The sequence below is a fragment of the Leisingera sp. XS_AS12 genome (genome assembly GCF_041224635.1).
Classification (GTDB): domain Bacteria; phylum Pseudomonadota; class Alphaproteobacteria; order Rhodobacterales; family Rhodobacteraceae; genus Leisingera.
The window spans coordinates 87253-105989 of record NZ_JBGFGM010000121.1 but is presented as its reverse complement, the minus strand read 5'-3'; the positions used below and the strand labels follow the sequence as shown (position 1 = coordinate 105989).

General features: G+C 67.3%; 18 protein-coding genes, 1 other RNA gene and 1 riboswitch. Of the genes, 8 read left to right on the top strand and 11 right to left on the bottom strand.

The features are described 5' to 3' along the window. Positions 1 to 31 precede the first annotated feature (31 nt). Positions 32 to 949, top strand: coding sequence for a polyphosphate kinase 2 (ppk2, locus tag AB9K35_RS19845; RefSeq protein ID WP_369928799.1), 918 nt, complete (start codon positions 32 to 34; stop codon positions 947 to 949). Between the two features lie 88 nt (positions 950 to 1037). Here the strand turns inward: ppk2 and AB9K35_RS19840 are convergent, their stop codons facing one another. Together AB9K35_RS19840 and rpsU are read right to left on the bottom strand one after the other, a co-directional pair. Continuing rightward, positions 1038 to 2138, bottom strand: a complete 1101-nt coding sequence (locus tag AB9K35_RS19840; RefSeq protein ID WP_369928797.1) for a CAP domain-containing protein — start codon at positions 2136 to 2138, stop codon at positions 1038 to 1040. A 760-nt stretch (positions 2139 to 2898) separates the two neighbouring features. Continuing rightward, a complete protein-coding gene (gene rpsU / locus AB9K35_RS19835; RefSeq protein ID WP_005614280.1) occupies positions 2899 to 3105 on the bottom strand; it encodes a 30S ribosomal protein S21 in 207 nt (68 codons plus the stop codon). A gap of 117 nt (positions 3106 to 3222) precedes the next feature. Here rpsU and AB9K35_RS19830 point away from each other — a divergent pair, with 117 nt between their 5' ends. Together AB9K35_RS19830 and AB9K35_RS19825 are read left to right on the top strand one after the other, a co-directional pair. Beyond that, positions 3223 to 3936, top strand: a complete 714-nt coding sequence (locus AB9K35_RS19830; protein WP_369928792.1) for a COQ9 family protein — start codon at positions 3223 to 3225, stop codon at positions 3934 to 3936. Positions 3937 to 4019: 83 nt separating this feature from the next. Then, a complete protein-coding gene (locus tag AB9K35_RS19825; protein WP_369928790.1) occupies positions 4020 to 5003 on the top strand; it encodes an NAD(P)H-quinone oxidoreductase in 984 nt (327 codons plus the stop codon). A gap of 88 nt (positions 5004 to 5091) precedes the next feature. Here AB9K35_RS19825 and AB9K35_RS19820 read toward each other — a convergent pair whose 3' ends face one another. The 3 genes from AB9K35_RS19820 to AB9K35_RS19810 form a co-directional block, all read right to left on the bottom strand. Further along, positions 5092 to 5949, bottom strand: coding sequence for a DUF2189 domain-containing protein (locus tag AB9K35_RS19820; protein WP_222454739.1), 858 nt, complete (start codon positions 5947 to 5949; stop codon positions 5092 to 5094). A gap of 216 nt (positions 5950 to 6165) precedes the next feature. Beyond that, positions 6166 to 6426, bottom strand: coding sequence for a hypothetical protein (locus AB9K35_RS19815; protein ID WP_369928788.1), 261 nt, complete (start codon positions 6424 to 6426; stop codon positions 6166 to 6168). 43 nt (positions 6427 to 6469) lie between these two features. Next, positions 6470 to 7114, bottom strand: coding sequence for a ribonuclease T2 (locus AB9K35_RS19810; protein ID WP_222454740.1), 645 nt, complete (start codon positions 7112 to 7114; stop codon positions 6470 to 6472). A gap of 143 nt (positions 7115 to 7257) precedes the next feature. Between AB9K35_RS19810 and AB9K35_RS19805 the strand changes: the two genes are divergently transcribed. Together AB9K35_RS19805 and AB9K35_RS19800 are read left to right on the top strand one after the other, a co-directional pair. Further along, entirely contained in the window at positions 7258 to 8028 is a 771-nt protein-coding gene (locus AB9K35_RS19805) for a DUF1013 domain-containing protein (RefSeq protein ID WP_369928786.1), read from the top strand. Between the two features lie 257 nt (positions 8029 to 8285). Then, positions 8286 to 9986: a response regulator gene (locus AB9K35_RS19800; RefSeq protein ID WP_369928784.1), complete on the top strand. Its 1701-nt coding sequence runs from the start codon at positions 8286 to 8288 to the stop codon at positions 9984 to 9986. A 30-nt stretch (positions 9987 to 10016) separates the two neighbouring features. Here the strand turns inward: AB9K35_RS19800 and recR are convergent, their stop codons facing one another. The 3 genes from recR to AB9K35_RS19785 all read right to left on the bottom strand — a co-directional run bounded on the left by recR (position 10017) and on the right by AB9K35_RS19785 (position 13058). Next, the gene (gene recR, locus AB9K35_RS19795; RefSeq protein ID WP_369928781.1) at positions 10017 to 10616 is read right to left on the bottom strand and encodes a recombination mediator RecR; all 600 of its coding nucleotides are present in this window, start codon (positions 10614 to 10616) and stop codon (positions 10017 to 10019) included. A 188-nt stretch (positions 10617 to 10804) separates the two neighbouring features. Then, on the bottom strand, positions 10805 to 11149 hold the full coding sequence (locus AB9K35_RS19790; RefSeq protein WP_222454744.1) for a YbaB/EbfC family nucleoid-associated protein: 345 nt from the start codon (positions 11147 to 11149) through the stop codon (positions 10805 to 10807). An 88-nt stretch (positions 11150 to 11237) separates the two neighbouring features. Next, complete coding sequence (locus AB9K35_RS19785; RefSeq protein WP_369928778.1) at positions 11238 to 13058, bottom strand: DNA polymerase III subunit gamma/tau; 1821 nt, start codon at positions 13056 to 13058, stop codon at positions 11238 to 11240. Between the two features lie 243 nt (positions 13059 to 13301). Here AB9K35_RS19785 and AB9K35_RS19780 point away from each other — a divergent pair, with 243 nt between their 5' ends. After that, positions 13302 to 13823 (top strand): protein-tyrosine phosphatase family protein, encoded by a 522-nt coding sequence (locus AB9K35_RS19780; RefSeq protein WP_369928869.1) that lies wholly within the window; start codon positions 13302 to 13304, stop codon positions 13821 to 13823. Positions 13824 to 13895: 72 nt separating this feature from the next. On the opposite strand, the gene AB9K35_RS19775 is transcribed toward AB9K35_RS19780, so the two are convergent. From AB9K35_RS19775 to nudC, 3 genes are all read right to left on the bottom strand, one after another. Further along, positions 13896 to 14300 (bottom strand): hypothetical protein, encoded by a 405-nt coding sequence (locus AB9K35_RS19775; RefSeq protein ID WP_369928776.1) that lies wholly within the window; start codon positions 14298 to 14300, stop codon positions 13896 to 13898. A gap of 113 nt (positions 14301 to 14413) precedes the next feature. Beyond that, positions 14414 to 14631: riboswitch (cobalamin riboswitch) on the bottom strand. 139 nt (positions 14632 to 14770) lie between these two features. Then, a complete protein-coding gene (locus tag AB9K35_RS19770; RefSeq protein WP_369928774.1) occupies positions 14771 to 15238 on the bottom strand; it encodes an SRPBCC family protein in 468 nt (155 codons plus the stop codon). Between the two features lie 99 nt (positions 15239 to 15337). Then, the gene (nudC, locus tag AB9K35_RS19765; protein WP_369928772.1) at positions 15338 to 16321 is read right to left on the bottom strand and encodes an NAD(+) diphosphatase; all 984 of its coding nucleotides are present in this window, start codon (positions 16319 to 16321) and stop codon (positions 15338 to 15340) included. A 314-nt stretch (positions 16322 to 16635) separates the two neighbouring features. On the opposite strand from nudC, the gene AB9K35_RS19760 reads away from it, so the two are divergent. Then, a complete protein-coding gene (locus AB9K35_RS19760; protein WP_369928770.1) occupies positions 16636 to 18510 on the top strand; it encodes a 5'-nucleotidase C-terminal domain-containing protein in 1875 nt (624 codons plus the stop codon). 62 nt (positions 18511 to 18572) lie between these two features. Beyond that, positions 18573 to 18671, top strand: an RNA gene (ffs, locus tag AB9K35_RS19755) — signal recognition particle sRNA small type. Positions 18672 to 18737: the final 66 nt, after the last annotated feature.

Sequence of the window (18737 nt, the reverse complement as noted above, 5' to 3'; positions counted from 1 at the left end):
TGCATGACCTGACAAGGAAGGAGTCCTGCCTGTGACCCGCGAATTTGAAACCGCTTCCCTCGACTGGCTGGAAGCGGAGCTGCAGGACACGCTGGATGAGGACATCGAGATCGAGTTCGCAGAACCGATGCTGTCGCGCGAAATCCGCAAGATCTACCGGGAACAGCACCCGGAAATGCTGGACCGGAAGGTCTATTTCCGCAACCTTCTGCGGCTTCAGGCCGAGCTGATCAAGGTGCAGGACTGGGTGCAGCATACCGGCGCCAAGGTCTGCATCCTGTTCGAGGGCCGCGATGCGGCGGGCAAGGGCGGCGTGATCAAGCGCATCACCCAGCGCCTGAATCCGCGGGTTGCGCGGGTGGTGGCGCTGCCCGCACCCAGTCGCCGCGAACAGAGCCAGTGGTATTTCCAGCGCTACGTGCCGCATCTGCCGGCCGCGGGGGAGATCGTGCTGTTCGACCGGTCCTGGTACAACCGCGCCGGGGTCGAGCGGGTGATGGGATTTGCCAGCGACGACCAGGTGGAACAGTTCTTTCAGGACGTTCCCGAATTCGAGCGGATGCTGGTGCGCTCGGGCATCATCCTGCTGAAATACTGGTTCTCGATCACCGACGAAGAGCAGCAGCTGCGCTTCATGATGCGGATCCACGACCCGATGAAACAGTGGAAGCTGTCGCCGATGGACCTGGAGAGCCGGATCCGTTGGGAACAGTACACCAAGGCCAAGGAGGAGATGTTTGCGCGTACCAACATCCCCGAGGCCCCCTGGTTCATTGTCGAGGGCAACGACAAGAAGCGCGAGAGGCTGAACTGCATCGAGCACCTGCTGACCAAGATACCGTACGAGGAGGTGCCGAGCGAGAAGGTCGAGCTGCCGGACCGCGAGTACAACCCGGACTACGAGCGCCGGGTGCTGCCGGACGAGCTGTACGTGCCCAAGGTCTACTGAGACCGGCCGCACGCAAAGGCAAACGGGCGCGCCACGATGGCGCGCCCGTTTCGGATCCGGTCCCCGGCCCGGATAAGAACAGCCCGGATCAGAACAGGAAGTCGTCGGCCTGCAGGCTCTGGGCGGTGATCCCCGACAGCAGCATCGTGTCGCCATCCGCATCGGTAATCTGCAGCCCGCCCGAGGTCTGGGCGACATGGTTGGCCATCAGGTCGGCGTAATCGGTGATTCCGTCCGCTGCGCCGAGGTGGATGCGCTCACCCGCGGTGCTGGTGTCGAAATCCTTGACCGTGTCATCGCCGCGACCAAAGATGAAGGTGTCGCCACCGCCACCGCCGTGAAGCAGGTCGTTGCCGCCGCCGCCGTCCAGCGTGTCGCGCCCCTTGCCGCCCCAGAGCCGGTCATTGCCGTTGCCACCGTCGAGACTGTCCCGGCCGCCGCCGCCGCGCAGGCGATCCAGACCGCCGCCGCCCTGCAGCTCGTCACTGCCCTGGTTGCCGGAGAGGGTATCGCGACCGCTGCCACCGGAGAGCGCATCGTCGCCGCCGCGCCCGGTCAGCAGGTCGCGGCCGTCGCCACCGCCCAGATCGTCGCTGCCGGAACTGCCGTTCAGCGTGTCATTGCCGGCCAGGCCTTGCAGGCTGCCGGCGCTGCTCAGGCTGAGGCTGTCGTCACCCTCGGTGGCGACATTGGCGTCGGGCCTGTTGTCGGCGCTGGCCGTCGGGGCCGCGTTGTCCAGCTCCACCGGGGCGCTGGTGCGGGCAAAGTTCTGGGTCACCATCACCGCGTCCCAGCCATCGAAATTGCCCTGTTCGATGCCGATGCCGACAAGCTCGACATCGGGGCTGAGGATATTGGCCCGGTGGCCGGGGCTGTTCATCAGGGAGTTGTGCAGGTCGGCCACATCGTCTGCCAGACCGGGGGCGCCGCGGGTGCTTTGCCAGGCGATGTTCTCGGCCCAGGTCCAGGTGCCGGAGAATTGAAATCCGGCGGATTCCATGCGCTGCCCGGCGCTGGAGCCGCCCGCGCCGGTGTGGGAAAAGACATCCTGTTGCAGCATCCAGCTGCTGTGGTCCTCGGCCGAATCGTTGAGGCGCAGTTCCAGCTGCACCGGGTTCAGCCCGCGGGACGTGCGCTCCGCGTTGATGAGGTCGAGCATCTGCCGCTCAAGTTCGCTTGCCTGTGACATCAGGGTCGTGCTCCGAAAGAAAAAAGGGCCGTCTAGGCGGCGGTCTTCCATCGGTTAACGGAATTTTAAGGCGCGAAAAGGGCGGGGCTGTGACAGGGTTAATAGCGGCAGGCCTCTGCCATCGGGGTGCGCGCGCTACGCGGAAAACCGCGCGCTATCCGCACGGGGGCAGCCGTTGACGGCACGCTTTCGCCGACCCCGGCAGAACGCAGCGGATCGCTGCCGGTGTGACGCTTCCTCGCGGTTCCGGGCTGCGCGGCAGCTCCGTGGGTCCGGGGTGACGGCGGCGGCGCAGGGTGTTTGGGGGCGGTCGTTCGCTAAAGCCGCGGGTGGAGGAGGAAGGGGAGGAAGGCCGGACGCCGGCTTGGGGGAGAGCAGGCGCCCGGTATTTCAAGGTCCCGGACAGGCTGTGCCTTGCGTGCAGGCGGCAAGGCGGGCGCAAAAATTGGTGGGGGCGCGCCAGACCCGGGACACTTCAAGCCGGGTGTTCCAGTCCCGGCAGGCGAGGGTGCGATAAGGGAAACGCATCAGGCTAACCCCGCCGTATCTCCTTATTAGCATATGCTAAACCAGAAATACACCCTAAAGATGAGTTTGCTGGAATTTTCACGCTTTAACAGTATTTCGGCGGGGGCGCGCGGCATTGGCCGGGGCCGGATACGACAAACCCCCGAGGCGGGGCCGCGGGGGTCGTCTTATCATCGAATGGCTGACACGAAGGCCAACCTAGTGCTGTCCGAAGCTGGAGAGCAAGGTGTGCTTAGAGCAGACCTTCGCGCTGGGCTTTCTTGCGTGCCAGTTTACGGGCACGGCGGATCGCTTCAGCTTTCTCACGCGCTTTTTTCTCGGACGGTTTCTCGAAATGCTGCTTGAGCTTCATTTCACGGAAAACGCCCTCGCGCTGGAGCTTCTTCTTCAGGGCACGAAGCGCCTGATCGACGTTGTTGTCGCGAACACTAACCTGCATGTGGTTTTCACCACCTTTCTAAGTTGGAGTTGCAAGGAATTGCAGGAAGCCGCCGTATAGCAAAGTGTCGCGATATTGTCTAGTAGGGTGTGAGGACGCTGCCAGCGGGAGGGTGAGATGAGCCAAGACCACGATCACGCACAGGATCACGCCGAGGGGGACCTCAAGGAAAAACTGCTGGATGCGGCGCTGTTGCACGTGCCGTTCGATGGCTGGTCCGAGGCCACCTTCCGCGCCGCCTGCCGGGATGCGGAGGTGCCGGAGGTGCTGGCCCATGCGGTCTGCCCGCGCGGCGGCGTGGACCTGGCGCTGGCCTATCACGCGCGCGGCGATTCGGCGATGCTGGCCCGGCTTGCGACGGAGGATCTGTCGGGGCTGCGGTTTCGCGACAAGGTGATCGCGGCGGTGCGCTTCCGGCTGGAGGCGGTGGACGACAAGGAGGCGGTACGGCGTGGCACCACGCTGCTGACGCTGCCGCAATATGCGCCGGATGGGGTCAAGGCGATCTGGGGCACCTGCGATCTGATCTGGGAGGCGCTGGGCGACGGCTCGGACGATCTGAACTGGTACACCAAGCGCGCGTCGCTGGCCGGGGTCTATTCGGCCACGGTGCTCTACTGGCTGGGCGATGACAGCCCCGGCCACCAGGCGACCTGGGATTTCCTGGAGCGGCGGATCGAGAACGTGATGGATTTCGAGAAGCTGAAGGCGGGCCTGCAGAAGAATCCGTTGCTGAAGCCGCTGCTGGCCGGGCCGAACTGGCTGGCCGAGCAGATCAAGCCGCCCAAGGGGCGCGATGATCTGCCGGGGTCGGTCAACCCGCGCCGCTGAGGGGGCTGTCGCGCCTGTCTTTGCGGTTTGCGCTGCCAACCCCGAATGCTAGGCAGGGGGCAGGATCAGCAGGAGGCAGCCCGATGACACAGATGATGCGCGCAGTGGAAATCACCAAACCCGGCGGGCCGGAGGTCTTGCAGCTGTGCGAGCGCCCGGTGCCGCAGCCGCGCCACGGCGAGGTGGTGATCAAGGTGGCCTATGCCGGGGTGAACCGCCCCGATGCGCTGCAGCGGGCCGGGGCCTATGACCCGCCCAAGGGGGCCAGCGATCTGCCGGGGCTGGAGGCCGCGGGCGAGGTGGTCGCCGTCGGCGCCGGCGCCGAAGGGGTCGCGGTGGGCGACCAGGTCTGCGCGCTGTTGCCGGGCGGCGGCTATGCGGAATACGTGGCCACCCCTGCGGCGCATTGCCTGCCGGTGCCCGCGGGGCTGGACCTGAAACAGGCGGCCTGCCTGCCGGAGACCTTCTTTACCGTCTGGTCCAATGTCTTCGGGCGCGGCGGGCTGCAGGCGGGGGAGCGGTTCCTGGTGCATGGCGGCTCTTCCGGGATCGGTACGACGGCGATCCAGCTGGCGCGGGAATTCGGCGCGCGGGTGTTTGCCACCGCCGGGTCCGAAGCCAAGTGCCAGGCCTGCCTTGCGTTGGGGGCGGAGCGGGCCATCAACTACCGCGAGGAGGATTTCGTCGAGGTGATGCGCGCGGAGGGCGGCGCCGATCTGGTGCTGGACATGGTCGGCGGTGACTATATCCCGCGCAACATCAAGGCGATGGCGGATGACGGGCGGCTGGTGCAGATCGCCTTTCTGCAGGGGCCCAAGGTGGCGCTGAACTTTGCCCAGATGATGACCCGGCGGCTGACGCTGACCGGCTCGACCCTGCGCCCGCAAAGCGATCTGGCCAAGGCGCGGATCGCGCAGGATCTGCGTCAGAAGGTCTGGCCGTTGCTGGCGGCGGGCCGGGTGGCGCCGGTGATGGACAGCGAGTTCGCGCTGGCAGAGGCCGATGCGGCGCATGCGCGGATGGAGACCTCGGGGCATATCGGCAAGATCGTCCTGAAGGTCGGCTGAGGCACGTGATCAGGCAGGCAGGGGCGGCCGGTGGCTCGCCCCTGCACGCATGTTGCCGGCGGGATGCGCCTGCAGGTGGCCGTGGCGGTTATTTCACCGCGCGACGGTAGAGATGCCAGGTGGCATGCCCCAGCACCGGGACCACCACGATCAGACCTGTCAGCAGCGGGATCGCGCCGATTGCCAGCGCGGTGCCGACCAGGATGCCCCAAGCCAGGCAGACCACGGGGTTCCTGCGCAGCACCCGCATCGAGGTCGCGACGGCCACGGGCAGACCGACATGACGGTCCAGCAGCAGCGGGAAGGACACCAGGCTCATCGCCAGCGCGGCGAGGGCGAACACCGCGCCGACCAGCCCGCCGCCGATCGCCATGATCCACCCCTCGCGGGTGGTCAGAACGGCATTGGCGAAACTGGCGATCGAGGCCGGTGGTTCCGGCCCAAGCGTGCGGCTGTAGATCATGTCCGCGGCCACCAGCCACAGGATGAACAGGGCCGCCAGATACAGCCCCAGCACCACGATCGCGCCAAAGGCGGGGGAGCGTACCACCGCCAGCGCATCGATCCAGCGCGGTTCCAACCCGGCCTCGCGGCGGGCCGACATTTCATAAAGCCCCACCGCCGCCACCGGGCCGACCAGGGCAAAGCCCAGGATCACCGGGACGATCAACGGCAGCAGGTTCAGTGACAGCCCCATCGCGATCAGCAGCACCCCGATGACCGGGTAGATCAGCACCAGGAACATCGCATCGCTGCGGCAGGCGGCGAAGTCCTCAAAGCCGCGGCGCAGCGCATATCCGAGATCGCTGAATGTCAGCCGGTTCACCTCGGGCAGGCTGTGAACGCCTGTGCTGCCCAGTTCCTCGACGGTGCGACCGAGATGCGTGCCCGTGGTTTCCGCGCCTTGCAGAAGCCAGCTGAGCGGGTTTCCGATTGTCTTAGCCATGGCTGTACCTCCTCGCTGACCAGACGGACGTGCCGTGGGAGGCGGAGCCAGCGACGGCACGCAGGAGTAATACTAGCACGAAACGCGGAAAAGTCTGCTTCACAGGCTATTTGCCGCCGACCGACTGGGGCTCGGCGGGTACCAAGCGCGCGAGCGAAGGCGACCGCCGTGTGCCACGCATCTACGCGGGGATATTTTCGCCAGTTGTGGCGGGCGCTAGCTGCCGAGCAGAAATGCCAGGTAGCGGATGGCTTTGGGAAGGTTGGGGAGAAACGTGACCAAGGCAACTGCGCCAAAAAGGATTGCGGCGAGGTTCAGGGCCGAGCAAGTCCAGAACACCCGGCGCATTTGCGGCCAACAGCGGGCCGCACCTTCATTCAGTGTGAACAGCAGGATAACGGAAAGCCAATAGGCCACCTGCCGCTGCGGCGCGTGTGGAAACGAAGTGGTACCCGCGCTCAGGAGCCAGGGCAGCACGCCGTTTACCGCCACGCAGGTTAATACGGCCGGGTTCAGCCTGTTAGCGTATCGGAGCAAAACGAGCGTTTTCCAGGGTGCAATCGCGGATCACGTCGCGTCCGCAGGGCACCGGCTCCAGCGATTTGGACAGGCAGATGCGGGCTTCCTGAATGGCGCCGTCGCGGCAGGTGATGGTCACGCTGTCACGGGTCAGCGCGGGGTTGGCCTGCAGGAAGGCTTCCTCGACCAGCGAGGCCGGGAGAGTTACCGGTTTGGTCAGCTTGCGGAAGATGGCAGGGCGGGTGATGCGGTTGTAGGCCTCGCGCATCAGGGCGTAATAGGCCTGCGCGCTCAGTCCGGCGCAGGTGCCGTGTTTCTTCCACTGGTGCCACGCGAGACCGGGGCTGCCCATGATGTCGGCCATGTCACGGCTCATGGCGCGGCTGGGAGGGGCGACGGCGGTTCGGCAGTAGCTGGGCCAGCCGCGGTGGAATTGCGGCCACAACCCGTGCAGGGTCCAGCCATGATCGTGGCGCGGATGGCACTGGTCGGCCTTGCGGGCGTCGCCCTCCTGGGCGCACCAGTTCGGAGACCAGCTGAGCGCCAGCACGTAGTAGTCGAACTCGCCCGCAGGTTCGCCCTCGGCGGCGGCAGGGGCCGCAAGGCAGGCAAGCAGGGCAATCAGCCCGCAAAACAACTTCGGCATTGGCCTCTTTCCTTATGCGTCGATGCCGACTATATAGGGCTGAAGTTCCCCGACAACGGAAACCTGCCCCGCCAGCCGGGGACGCCATTTCAGGCGGCGGGAGAGATGTATCCGGGGATCAGGTGTTATAAGGAGATGAGCACATGGCAAAACCGTTGATGGCCAAGGCAACCGCCGTGTGGCTGGTGGACAATACCACGATCAGCTTCAAGCAGATCGCCGATTTCGTCGGCATGCACGAGCTGGAGATCCAGGGCATCGCCGACGGCGAAGTTGCAGTGGGCGTCAAGGGCTTTGACCCGATCGCCAACAACCAGCTGACCCAGGAAGAGATCGACAAGGCCGAAAACAACCCGCTGCACAAGCTGAAGCTCAAGTTCAACCCGGCAGCCGCCGGTGAGGAAAAACGCCGTGGCCCGCGCTACACGCCGCTGTCCAAGCGTCAGGACCGTCCGAACTCGATCCTGTGGCTGGTCAAGTTCCACCCGGAACTGAGCGACGGTCAGATTGCCAAGCTGGTGGGCACCACCAAGCCGACGATCCAGTCGATCCGCGAGCGCACCCACTGGAACATCGCCAACATGCAGCCGATCGACCCGGTGGCGCTGGGCCTGTGCAAACAGTCCGAGCTGGACGCCGCGGTGCAGAAGGCAGCGGCCAAGAAGGCGGCCGAAGGCGGCGTGATGAGCGACGACGAGCGCCGCAAGCTGGTCTCCACCGAACAGTCGCTGGAGATGGAAGCGGAGCCGAAGATCCCGACCGCGATCGAAGGGCTGGAGACATTCACCCTTGGTGGCGGCTCTGCCGACGAAGAGGAGAAGCCGGAGGCCGACATCCTCGACGCGGACAGCTTCTTCAACCTGCCGTCGGATGGTGATGCCGACGAGGACGAGGACGAAGATTCCCGCAGCTGAGCGCTGCGGCACGTGGCTGGGGCTGGCTGAGCCCCGTTGCGCCGCTGAAGAATCCTTAAAATGCCACGGATCCGCCCGTTCGGACCCGTGGCATTTTTTGTTAGTCTGACAGGGCAGCGCGGCCGACGGCGCGTATGCGATCCCTGCGGGGGCGACCGTGGTCACGTCGCGGTCGGGCCGGTGTCAGGGGTATTGTGTTGACTGTATCGCCAGCCGGGCACGCGTGATCGGCCTTGGGGCTGGCAGGAGTGCGAGTGATGAGTGAACCAATGGTTGCGGCGCCGGGTGGCGGCGCGGAACCGGACCCCTGGGCGCTGCTGGGCGGCAGGGCGTATTGCGAGGCGCTGGTCGAGCAGCTGTCGCGGCAGTTCGGCGCCGACTTCGTGGCCATCGGCGACCGCCGGATCGGCGCGGTCGACCGGGTGCGGTGCCTGGTCAGCCGCTTTGATGGGCTGCCGGTGGATGATCTGGACATGGAGTGCGAAGCGACCGCGGCGGGTGAGGTCCTGCGGCAGGGCCGCGTTCAGGTGACGGCGGGTGGCGTCCGGGCCCGTTTCCCGCGGGATGAGATTTGCGCCGAGGAAGGGATTCAGAGCTATGTCGGCGTGGCGCTGTGCCGCCCCGATGGTGAGGCCATGGGCCTGATCCAGGCGGCGTGGCGGCGCGCGGTCCCTGCCGACCTCTGTCAACAGGTGGCGGCCCTGATGGACGCCCATCGGCCACGGCTGGCCGCAGAAGTGGCCGCGATGCAGGTCGAGGCCGCGCTGGCGGCCCTGGCCGTCGGTTGCGACGGGGCGGGCACGGCGGAGACCTTTGGCTGGCTGGCGGAGCAGCTCCAGCGGGCCTTCAACGCGCGCGCGGCCTTCATCGCGGAGCGGCGGGAGGAGACGACCGACAGCTATCGCGTTCTGGCCTGCTGCGCCGGGGGGCTGCGGCTGCCGGTGGCGGCGGATGCGGTGGTGTCCTTTTCCGGCGCGCCTTGCGCCAGCCTGCGTGACCAGCCGGAAGCCCACGCGGCGCGCGACGTGCTGGAGGCGGGCGATTGGCAGGCCTCCTTTGCCGCGGGCGGGGCGGAGGAGATATGCGCATTGCAGAGCTATCTCGGCTTCGCGATCCGGGACGCTGAAGGCCAGATGATCGGCCATTTCGCCCTGCTGCATGACCGGAAGCTGGAGCGCGGGGGGCTCGACAATCGGCTGATCGAGGTCTTCCTCGCCCGCATCGGGCGGGACCTGCGCCGCCGCCGCGACGACCGGCGGCGCAACGAGGAGGAGCGGGCCGCGCCGGTTGCCCCCGAGGTGCGCAGCTTTGATCAGCTTGCAGGCACGGTCGCCCATGAATTCAACAACGTCCTGGCGGCCATGCAGGGGCGCACCGAGCTGGCCCTGGCCTGCCTTGGCGGCGGTCATCCGGCAGAGCGCCACGTTGAAGTGGTGGCCGAGGGGGTGCAGGCGGCGACCGGCCTTGTGCGCCAGCTGCTGTGCGCCGGGCGCGAGGGCGGGGATGCGCCGCCTGAGATCGCGACTGAGATCGCGCCTGATACCGCGCCGGGGACCGCGCCGGATCCAGCCGCCCGGGACGCAGCGCCGCCGCCGTCGATGGCGGACCGGCGGCGCATCCTGGTGGTGGACGACGAAGAAACCGTGCGCCGGGCGGTTGCTGGGCTGCTGAAGCTGCGCGGGTGCGACGTTTCCCTGGCGGATGGCTGCGACGCGGCGCTGGCGCTTCAGGGAAGCGGCGGGCCGTTCGACGGGGCGGTGATCGACATGAACATGCCCGGGCGGGGCGGCTGGGAAACCCTGTCGCAGCTGCGCGCCGCGCAGCCGGGGCTGAGTGCGGTGATGATGAGCGGCTTTGCCATTAGCGCCGCCGATGCGGGCTTTCCGGCGCTGGCGGATGTGCAGGTGCTGGACAAGCCCTTCACCAAGGAACATCTCTACCAGGCGGTGCTTGGCTGACTGGCGAGACGGCCGTCGGCGCGGCTGGGGTCAGATTTCCTTGCGGGCGCGCAGGGCGGCGGAGATGGTGCCGTCGTCAAGGTAGTCCAGCTCGCCGCCGATCGGCACGCCCTGCGCCAGCGAGGTCAGCTTGACCTTCCCCTGCAGCTGGTCGGCGATGTAATGGGCGGTGGTCTGCCCGTCGATGGTGGCGTTCAGCGCCAGGATCACCTCGGTGATGCCTTCGGTGGCCACCCGGTCGATCAGCCGCGGAATGCGCAAATCCTCGGGCCCGACCGCGTCCAGCGCCGACAGGGTGCCGCCGAGCACGTGGTAGCGGCCCTTGAACACCAGCGCGCGCTCCATCGCCCAGAGGTCGGAGACATCCTCGACCACGCAAAGTTCGCCGTTGGCGCGCTCCTCATCGGTGCAGAGCGGGCAGATCTCGGCGGTGCCGATGTTGCCGCAGTTGAGACATTCGCGCGCGGTGGCGGCGACTTCGGCCATGGTTTCGGCCAGCGGCGCCAGCAGCAGGCCGCGCTTGCGGATCAGGTGCAGAACCGCGCGGCGTGCCGAACGCGGCCCGAGGCCCGGCAGTTTGGCCATCAGGGCAATCAGGTCTTCGATGTCGCTGGTCGAGTTGCGGATCATGTGCGCGGGCCTTTGTTCTGCCTCTCATATAGGCTGATGCCGCGGGGGGAGCGCAAGGGCACGGCGGCAAAATGTTCGGCTTTTGTTTGCGCCGGGGGCGGGCCGGGGCAGGCCCGGCACGGGCGGGCCGCGGTCACGGAAAAGGCGGCCCCGTCGGGACCGCCCTTTGCAGAGGTATGGCGCCGTGTTCAGAACGGCAGCTTGATGTCCTTGGGCAGGCCCATGCTTTCGGTCAGCTTGGCCATTTCTTCCTTGGCCTTCTCCGCGGCCTTGGCTTGGGCGTCCTTGATCGCGGCCAGGATCAGGTCCTCGACCACTTCCTTGTCGTCGCCGTTGAAGATCGAGGGGTCGATGTCCAGCCCCTTGAGGTCGCCCTTGGCAGAGGCCGTGGCCTTGACCAGACCCGCGCCGGCCTCGCCGGTGACCATGAGGTTATGCAGCTCTTCCTGCATCTCGGTCATCTTGGTTTGCAGTTCCTGAGCCGATTTCATCATCTTGGCCATGTCGCCAAGACCGCCGAGGCCTTTGAGCATGTGATCTCTCCTGAGAATTCCGGTTTGCCCCGCTAGATACGGGGGCAGGGGCCATGAAACAAGGGGCAGCTTCGCCGCGCTGCCGCGGTCAGCCTTCCTCGAAGGGGTCCCACTCGTCCTCGACCTCGGGCAGGGCTTCGGCGGCCACTTCGGCGGCAAGCTCCTCGGGGGTGCGGATGCGGGTGATCTTGGCCTTCGGGAAGCTTTCCAGCACCGCCTGCACCAGCGGGTGTTCGCTGGCCTTGGCGCGCAGGGCGTTTTCGGCGGCATTCTCGCGCTCGCTGATGGTTTCACCGCCGCCCTCGCTGACGATCGAGAAGAACCAGTTGTAATGGGTCCAGGCCTTCAGCTGCTCGCTGAGGCGCTTGGTCAGGTCGCGCGGTGCATCCTCGGTGAGCTGGAAGGTGATGCGACCGGGCTGATAGGCCACCAGCCGCACGTAGCTTTTGACATATTCCAGCAGCAGGCCGTCGCGGCGGCTGCGGATCAGCTCGACGACATGTTCAAACGTCGGATAGCGGGCCAGAGCGGCATCAACCTGTGGCGCCAAAGCGGCCATGGTGCCGCCGCCGCCATGGGCCATCGGCCCGCCGCCCGGACCGCCCGGACCGGGCTCCGGCTGGCCATAGCCGACCGGGGCGCCCGAGACCGGTGCCCCCGGGGCGCTGCCCATGCCACCCATACCGGCCATCGCGCCACCGCCGGGGCCATTCGGCGGCAGGGGCGGCGGGGTGGCATCTTTCAGCTTGCGCACCAGTTCCTCGGGGGTGGGCAGGTCGGCCACATGGGTCATGCGGATCACCGCCATCTCGGCGGCCATCATCGCGTTGGGGGCGGCGGCCACTTCCTCCAGCGCCTTCAGCAGCAATTGCCACATCCGGCTGAGCACCCGCATGTGCAGGGTTTCGGCCATCGCCAGGCCGCGGGCGCGCTCGTCCGGGCTGACGGTGGGGTCCTCGGCGGCGTCGGGGGTGATCTTGACGACCGAAACCCAGTGGGTGATCTCGGCCAGGTCGCGCAGCACCGCCAGGGGATCGGCGCCTTCGGCATATTGCGCGCTGAGCTCGGTGAGGGCGCCTGCGGCGTCGCCGCGCAGGATCATGTCCATCAGGTCCAGCACCCGGCCGCGGTCGGCCAGGCCCAGCATGGCGCGGACCTGATCGGCGGTGGTCTCGCCCGCCCCGTGGGAGATCGCCTGGTCCAAGAGAGAGGTCGCATCGCGGGCCGAGCCTTCGGCGGCGCGGGTGATCAGCGCCAGCGCGTCATCGGCAATCTCGGCCCCTTCGGCGGTGGCGATCCTGCGCAACAGCGAGATCATCACCTCCGGCTCGATGCGGCGCAGATCAAAGCGCTGGCAGCGCGACAGAACGGTGACCGGCACCTTGCGGATCTCGGTGGTGGCAAAGATGAACTTCACATGCGCCGGCGGCTCCTCCAGCGTCTTCAACAGCGCGTTGAAGGCGGAGGTCGACAGCATGTGGACCTCGTCGATGATGTAGATCTTGTAGCGCGCGGAGGCGGCGCGGTACTGCACCGAGTCGATGATCTCGCGGATGTCGCCGACGCCGGTGCGGGAGGCGGCGTCCATCTCCATCACGTCGACGTGGCGGCCTTCCATGATCGCCACGCAATGTTCGCACTTGCCGCAGGGGTCGGTGGTCGGGCCGCCGGTGCCGTCGACGCCGATGCAGTTCATGCCCTTGGCGATGATCCGCGCGGTGGTGGTCTTCCCGGTGCCGCGGATGCCGGTCATGATGAAGGCCTGGGCGATGCGGTCGGCGGCAAAGGCGTTCTTCAGCGTGCGGACCATGGCGTCCTGGCCGACCAGGTCGGCAAAGGTCTCGGGCCGGTATTTGCGCGCCAGTACCTGGTATTGGGATGGGCCGCTTTCGCTGGGGGTGTCGCTCATGGTGTCTCGTGCCGGATTCGGATTGGTTATGCCGCGTATCGCGCAGGGTATTGGAGCGCGCCCGGTTCGTCCACCGCAGAAGGGCGGCGCGGGGCGGCGGAAAAACCTTTTGGGATTTGCGGCTGGCGCGGCTAGACTCGGTGGTAAGGCCCGGGTGGGATCGGGCGGGGCGCGCGCAGGCAGGGAGGCGCCATGCATTCTGACAAAACCTCTGGGGTGGCGGAGCAGCCGACGCCCGCGCCGATGGCGGCTCACGATCCCGTCAATCTGACCCTTCATGCCCTTTCGGTTGGGGGCGGTCTGCTGGCCCTGTGCAAGCTGCCGGGGAGCGGTGGCGATTATGTCGGTGATCTCGCGCAGATCAACGCGTGGAAGCCGGGGCTGGTGATCTCGATGACAACGGAGGCGGAGCAAGTCGCCGCGGGCGGTGTGCGCCTGGGCGCGGATCTGCAAAGCATGGCCTGTCGCTGGATCCATTTGCCGGTGGCGGACTTCGACACCCCGTCGAGACGGGTGGCCCTGAAATGGCCGACCGCCAGCCGCAAGGCGCGGCGCGCGCTGGCCGGAGGCGGTCGGGTGCTGGTGCATTGCAAGGGCGGCTGCGGGCGCTCTGGCATGGCGGTGCTGCGGCTGATGATCGAAGCCGGAGAGCTGCCGGCGCAGGCGCTGGCGCGACTGCGCAGCTTGCGCCCCTGCGCGGTGGAGACCCAGGCCCAGATGGAATGGGCCTATGCCGGTCGCATGCGGCTGCGGCGCCCCAGCTGAAGACGTGCAGCAGCCGGGGGCGGACCGCCAACGGCGCAGGTCGCGGGCGGGGTAGCGGGGGGGCGGAGGGCGTCAGCCGAGCGAAACCTGCGTTGCGGCTTGTGCGTGGGCGGGGTTCGGGATCGCCTCGATCAGGGCGCAGGGGCGCGCCGTTGCGGTGGTGGCAGCAAAGCCACTGTCGCCGGGGCTGAACATGGCATCGGCAAAACGGTCAAGCCCGGCCCGCGAGGTCTGGGCCTCGACACCGCAGTAGATGCGGATCCTGTCATGGCTGGCGGCGAATTGCGCCGGGCAGGACTTGGGGCAGCCGTCCAGCACGGTGTTGCCGGTGATTTCAAAATCCTCCTGCGTCAGCGGACGCGCCTGCGTCAACGCCGCCGCCAGCCGGGTGATCATGCGTTCCGCTGCCGGGCAGGGACGGCCCAGGTCGGGACAGTCGGTGGCCGTGTAGCCGTGGGTCTGGTCGCTCCAAATCATCAATGCGCCCTCCGCGCGTGGCGGGGCAGAGGGGCAGGGGGAGAAGCGGTGCCAGTCCGCCCGTCGCCGGGCAACCGCAGCCGTCAGACCCTGCCCGGACGCCCCGTCCGGGTTCGAGTTTCACATGTGATGGCAGGTCTCCTGACTTGCGGGTCGATGCTGATCCGGTCCTTCCCGGCCCGAGGGCCAGTGGATTGTCCGGGGTCGCTCGCCGCTTACAGTTGCGGGGGCAGTTGCGGACTTGTCCGGCCTGAGGCCGGACGCACCGCATTCCCTTTTCATCCCGGCCACGATCCGTCGCGGCGCGGGAACCATCCCCTTAGCGGTAGCGGCTGCTGACCCGGCGCGTCAATCGCAAATCCGCATCCGCCACCGGAGGAACGGAGCGTAAGGCGACCGCGCGGCGGCCGCAGGTCTGCCTGCAATGGTCTTGCCACGCGGGCGTCAGCCGGGGTTGTCGGGCGATGCGATCAGGCGGTGCTCTTCAGCCGCGCCTCGGTCAGGCCCGCGTAATCGGCCAGGCGCAGTTTGAAGCGACGGTTGAGGTTGTTGCGCGCCAGTTTCAGAGACTGCAGCAGCAACCGTCCGGTCAGGGTGCTTGCCTCCAGTTTCAGCCAGACCGAGAGGCGGGTGCGCTGGGGGGACAGGGCCACCAGCTCCACCTCCATGCGGCCATCCAGGCCGCTGCCACCGCCGGTGATGGTCATGCCGGTCACCGGCGAATAGTCGGCCAGGACCAGCCGGGCCTGACGCTGCTTGCCGCGGAAGGCAAAATTCAGATCCCAGGTCAGCCCCGCCTCGGGGTGGGCAGGATCGCCGGTGCGCTGCACCTCGATGCTGCGGCGCAGGGCGGAGCGTTCCATCATTTCAAAGTCGGAGATCGCCCCAAAAACGTCCGCAATGGGTGCTTCGATATCTTCGTTGCCTTTGAATTCCATGCTCGCCTGCCTGTCCCGAATGTCTGATGTGCGTGCCTGTTGTACCCCGTGCGGTGACAGGGGGGAGCGTGCCTCTCGCGCTGGACACAAATATGCGCTCTAGTCCAGCGTGTCCGCAAGCCAGTTCTTGAGCAGAAAATGCGCAATTGCGCCTTTTCGGGCCGGTTTGATCAACGGGTGTTCGCCGGCAAAGGCCGCCATCATCTCCTGGCGGCTGACCCAGAGCGCGTCTTCGATCTCGGCCGGGTCGATGGTGATGTCGCGGCTCAGCGCGGTGCCGGCGCAGCCGAACATCAGCGACATCGGAAAGGCCCAGGGCTGGGAGGCAAGGTAGCTGACCGCGCCGACCTCCACGCCGGTCTCCTCCAGCACCTCGCGCCGGACGGCGGCTTCCAGCGTCTCGCCCGGTTCGACAAAACCGGCCAGCAGCGAATACATCCCCTCGGGCCAGCCGGGCGAGCGGCCAAGGAGCACGCTGTCGCCATGGTTGATGAGCATGATGACCACCGGATCGGTGCGCGGGAAATGCGGCGCCTTGCAGGCAGGGCACAGCCGTTGCCAGCCCGCCTGCGCGATGACGCTGGGCGCGCCGCAGCAGGCGCAGAACCCGTGGCTGCGGTGCCAGGCCAGAAGCGCCTTTGCCGTGGCGGCCAATTCGGCTTCCAGCGGCGTGAGCATGGTCATGATGCGGCGCAGTTCGGCGAAGACGTGGCCCTGCGGCAGTTCCGGGTGTTGCTGTTCGCTGGCGTCGCTGAAGGCCTCGAGCGACGCTGCGTCCAGATCCGCGGGCTGCCAGTCGCCAAGGTCGCAGGCAAAGCGCGGTGCGCCTTGCGATGTCAGGCCGAGGAACAGGGCCGTGTCGCGCAGGGGGGTGACAAGCGGGTGATCGGGGGCCGTCAGGGCAAGCCCCTGTGGCGGTGCCTCTGCCTGTGGGCGCCGGGCCAGCGGTTTGCCGCGCCACAGCAGCAGCACGGCTGCATCGGCTGCGCGCCAGGCTGCGTCCAGCGCTGCAGCGTCGGTGCGCAGATGGGCGGCGCGGTTCAGCGCACCGCCACCGAAAGTCACCTGTTCTGCATGTTTCATGGCGGTCTCCCGATGCATCTTGCGGTTTCCTTGCCAGCCCGGTTGGCCGGGAGCCAGCCATGTTGCGCGATCCGGGCTTGCCTGTCACTGCAACGCAACACCGCCCGATCGGAACAAGGCGCGCGCGGGGCAAGAAGGCAGGGTGCAAAATGTCTTTGGCGGCAGAGCATGTCACGGCGGCGCTCAGAAAAATGTCGCAGCACTCAAAAGGTGCCTTTGCAAATCGTTAAAACGCTGATTCAAATGGGGCGGAGAAACACGCGGTAAAGCGTAGCCTACAGAAGCGGACCCTAAGTGCCGACACGGGAGCAGACATGACGGTTGCGGTGGACAAGCCCCCCGCCCGGACCTCCGGGCGGCTGCGCGTGCTCGCCACGACGGATCTGCACTGTCACCTGCTGGGGCACGACTATTATGCCGACCGGGCCGATCCGGCCGTCGGGCTGTCGCGCGTGGCCAGCCTGATCGCCGAGGAGCGCGCCGAAGCCGCGGCGCGCGGCGAGGCCTGTCTGCTGGTCGACAATGGCGACGGTTTCCAGGGCGCGCCGCTCGGCGATATCGAGCCGGGCAGCACCCGGCCGCATCCGCTGGCGGTGGCCTTTGACGTGCTGGGGTATGACGCGGTCGGGCTGGGCAACCACGACTTTGATATCGGGCTGGAGCGGTTGTCGCGGGTGCTGGCAGACGTGCGCTGCCCGGTGCTGTGTTCGAACCTGCGGGCGGCCCGGCCCGGGCTGCACCTGCCTTTTGGGGAGGCCGCGATCCTGGAGCGGCAATTGGACAGCTGTCCCGATCTGCCGCCTGTGCGCATCGGGTTGCTGTCGGTGCTGCCACCGCAGACGCTGGTCTGGGGTGGTCGCGGGCTGCAGGGGCAGCTGCGCGCCACCGGGATCGTCGATACCGCGGCCGAGCAGGCCTGGCGCCTGAAGACGGAAGGCTGCGATGTGGTGCTGGCGCTGGCCCATACCGGGCTTGGCGATGACGGCGGAGCGCTTTCGGCGGGCGGCGGCGACAGTACGGAAAATGCGCTGGAGCAGCTGGCGGCCTTGCCGCCGATCGATGCGCTGGTGGGCGGCCATACCCATCTGACGCTGCCGGATCCGGCGCATCCGCTGGACAAGCCGGTGGTGATGCCCGGTGCTCATGGCTCGCACCTGGGCGTGCTCGACCTCGACCTGCGGTACGGGGACGGGGGCTGGCGGCTGGTCTCGGGACAGGCGCGGTTGCGGCCGGTGGCCTGCAAGGGCAATGCCGGCGCGATCCAGTCGCTGGCCGCGGAATCCCCCGAGCTGGTGGCGGCGCTGTCGCAGGACCATCAGCGCACCCAGGAGCGCATGCGGCAGCCTGCCGGTTCCTCGGACGTGGCGATGCATTCCTATTTCACCTTCTTTGCGCCGGACCGCGGTCTGGCGCTGGTCGCGGCGGCGCAGGCAGCGGCGGTTCGGCCGCTGCTGGCGCAAAGTGCCGCGGGAGAGCTGCCGCTGCTGTCAGCGGTGGCACCCTGCAAGTTCGGCGGTCGCGCCGGGCCGCAGTTCTACACCGATATTTCCGCCGGGGACCTGAGCGCCCGCAATATCGCCGATTTGCAGATCTTCCCCAATGAGTTGCGCGTGGTGACCGTGAGCGGCGGCCAGTTGCTGGACTGGTTGGAGATGTCGGCGGGGCTGTTCAACCGGCTGACACCCGGGCGCAGTGGTCAGCTGCTGGCGGATCCGGCCCGCGCGGGGCACAATTTCGACGTGATGTTCGGGTTGCAGTACCGCATCGATCCGTCGCAACCGCCCCGGTTCTCGGCCACCGGAGAGCGCATCAACCCGCAGGCCCGGCGCATTCGCGAGCTGCGGTGGCGCGGTCATCCGGTGGATCCCGAACAGAAGTTCGCGGTTGCCGCCAACAGCTACCGGGTGCGGGGCGGCGGCAGTTTCCGGATGTTGCACGAGGCCGAGGAACTGTCCCTGCCGCCGCTGCTGATCCGGGACGCGGTGCGTGATTACCTGCAGGGGCGGCTGAAGACCGACCCGCTGGAGGCTGCGCCCTACCCGTGGAAGCTGGCGTCCCTGCCGGGCGCGCGCGCAGTTGCGGTGACCGGTCCGGGCGCGGCGCGCCACCTGGCAGAACTGCCTGCCGGTCTGGCGGTGCCACGGGGGTTCAATGAGCAGGGATTCTGGGAACTGGAGCTACATCTCTAGTCCTGTCCGGCGGGTGTGCAGCTGCCCTTGTCATTCCGGATCATGCCCCTTATATCGGGATTCGAGAGGTTGGCGCGGGCAAGCGCCTCGCCAACCTGGTCAGGTCCGGAAGGAAGCAGCCACAACGAGCCCCGCTTGGGTCGATGTCCAGCCTCTCACTTTAACTCCCCCCCTCGAAAAGTATCCGCCCGACATGGGCATGCGACAGTCATTTCGGTGTGCCAGAG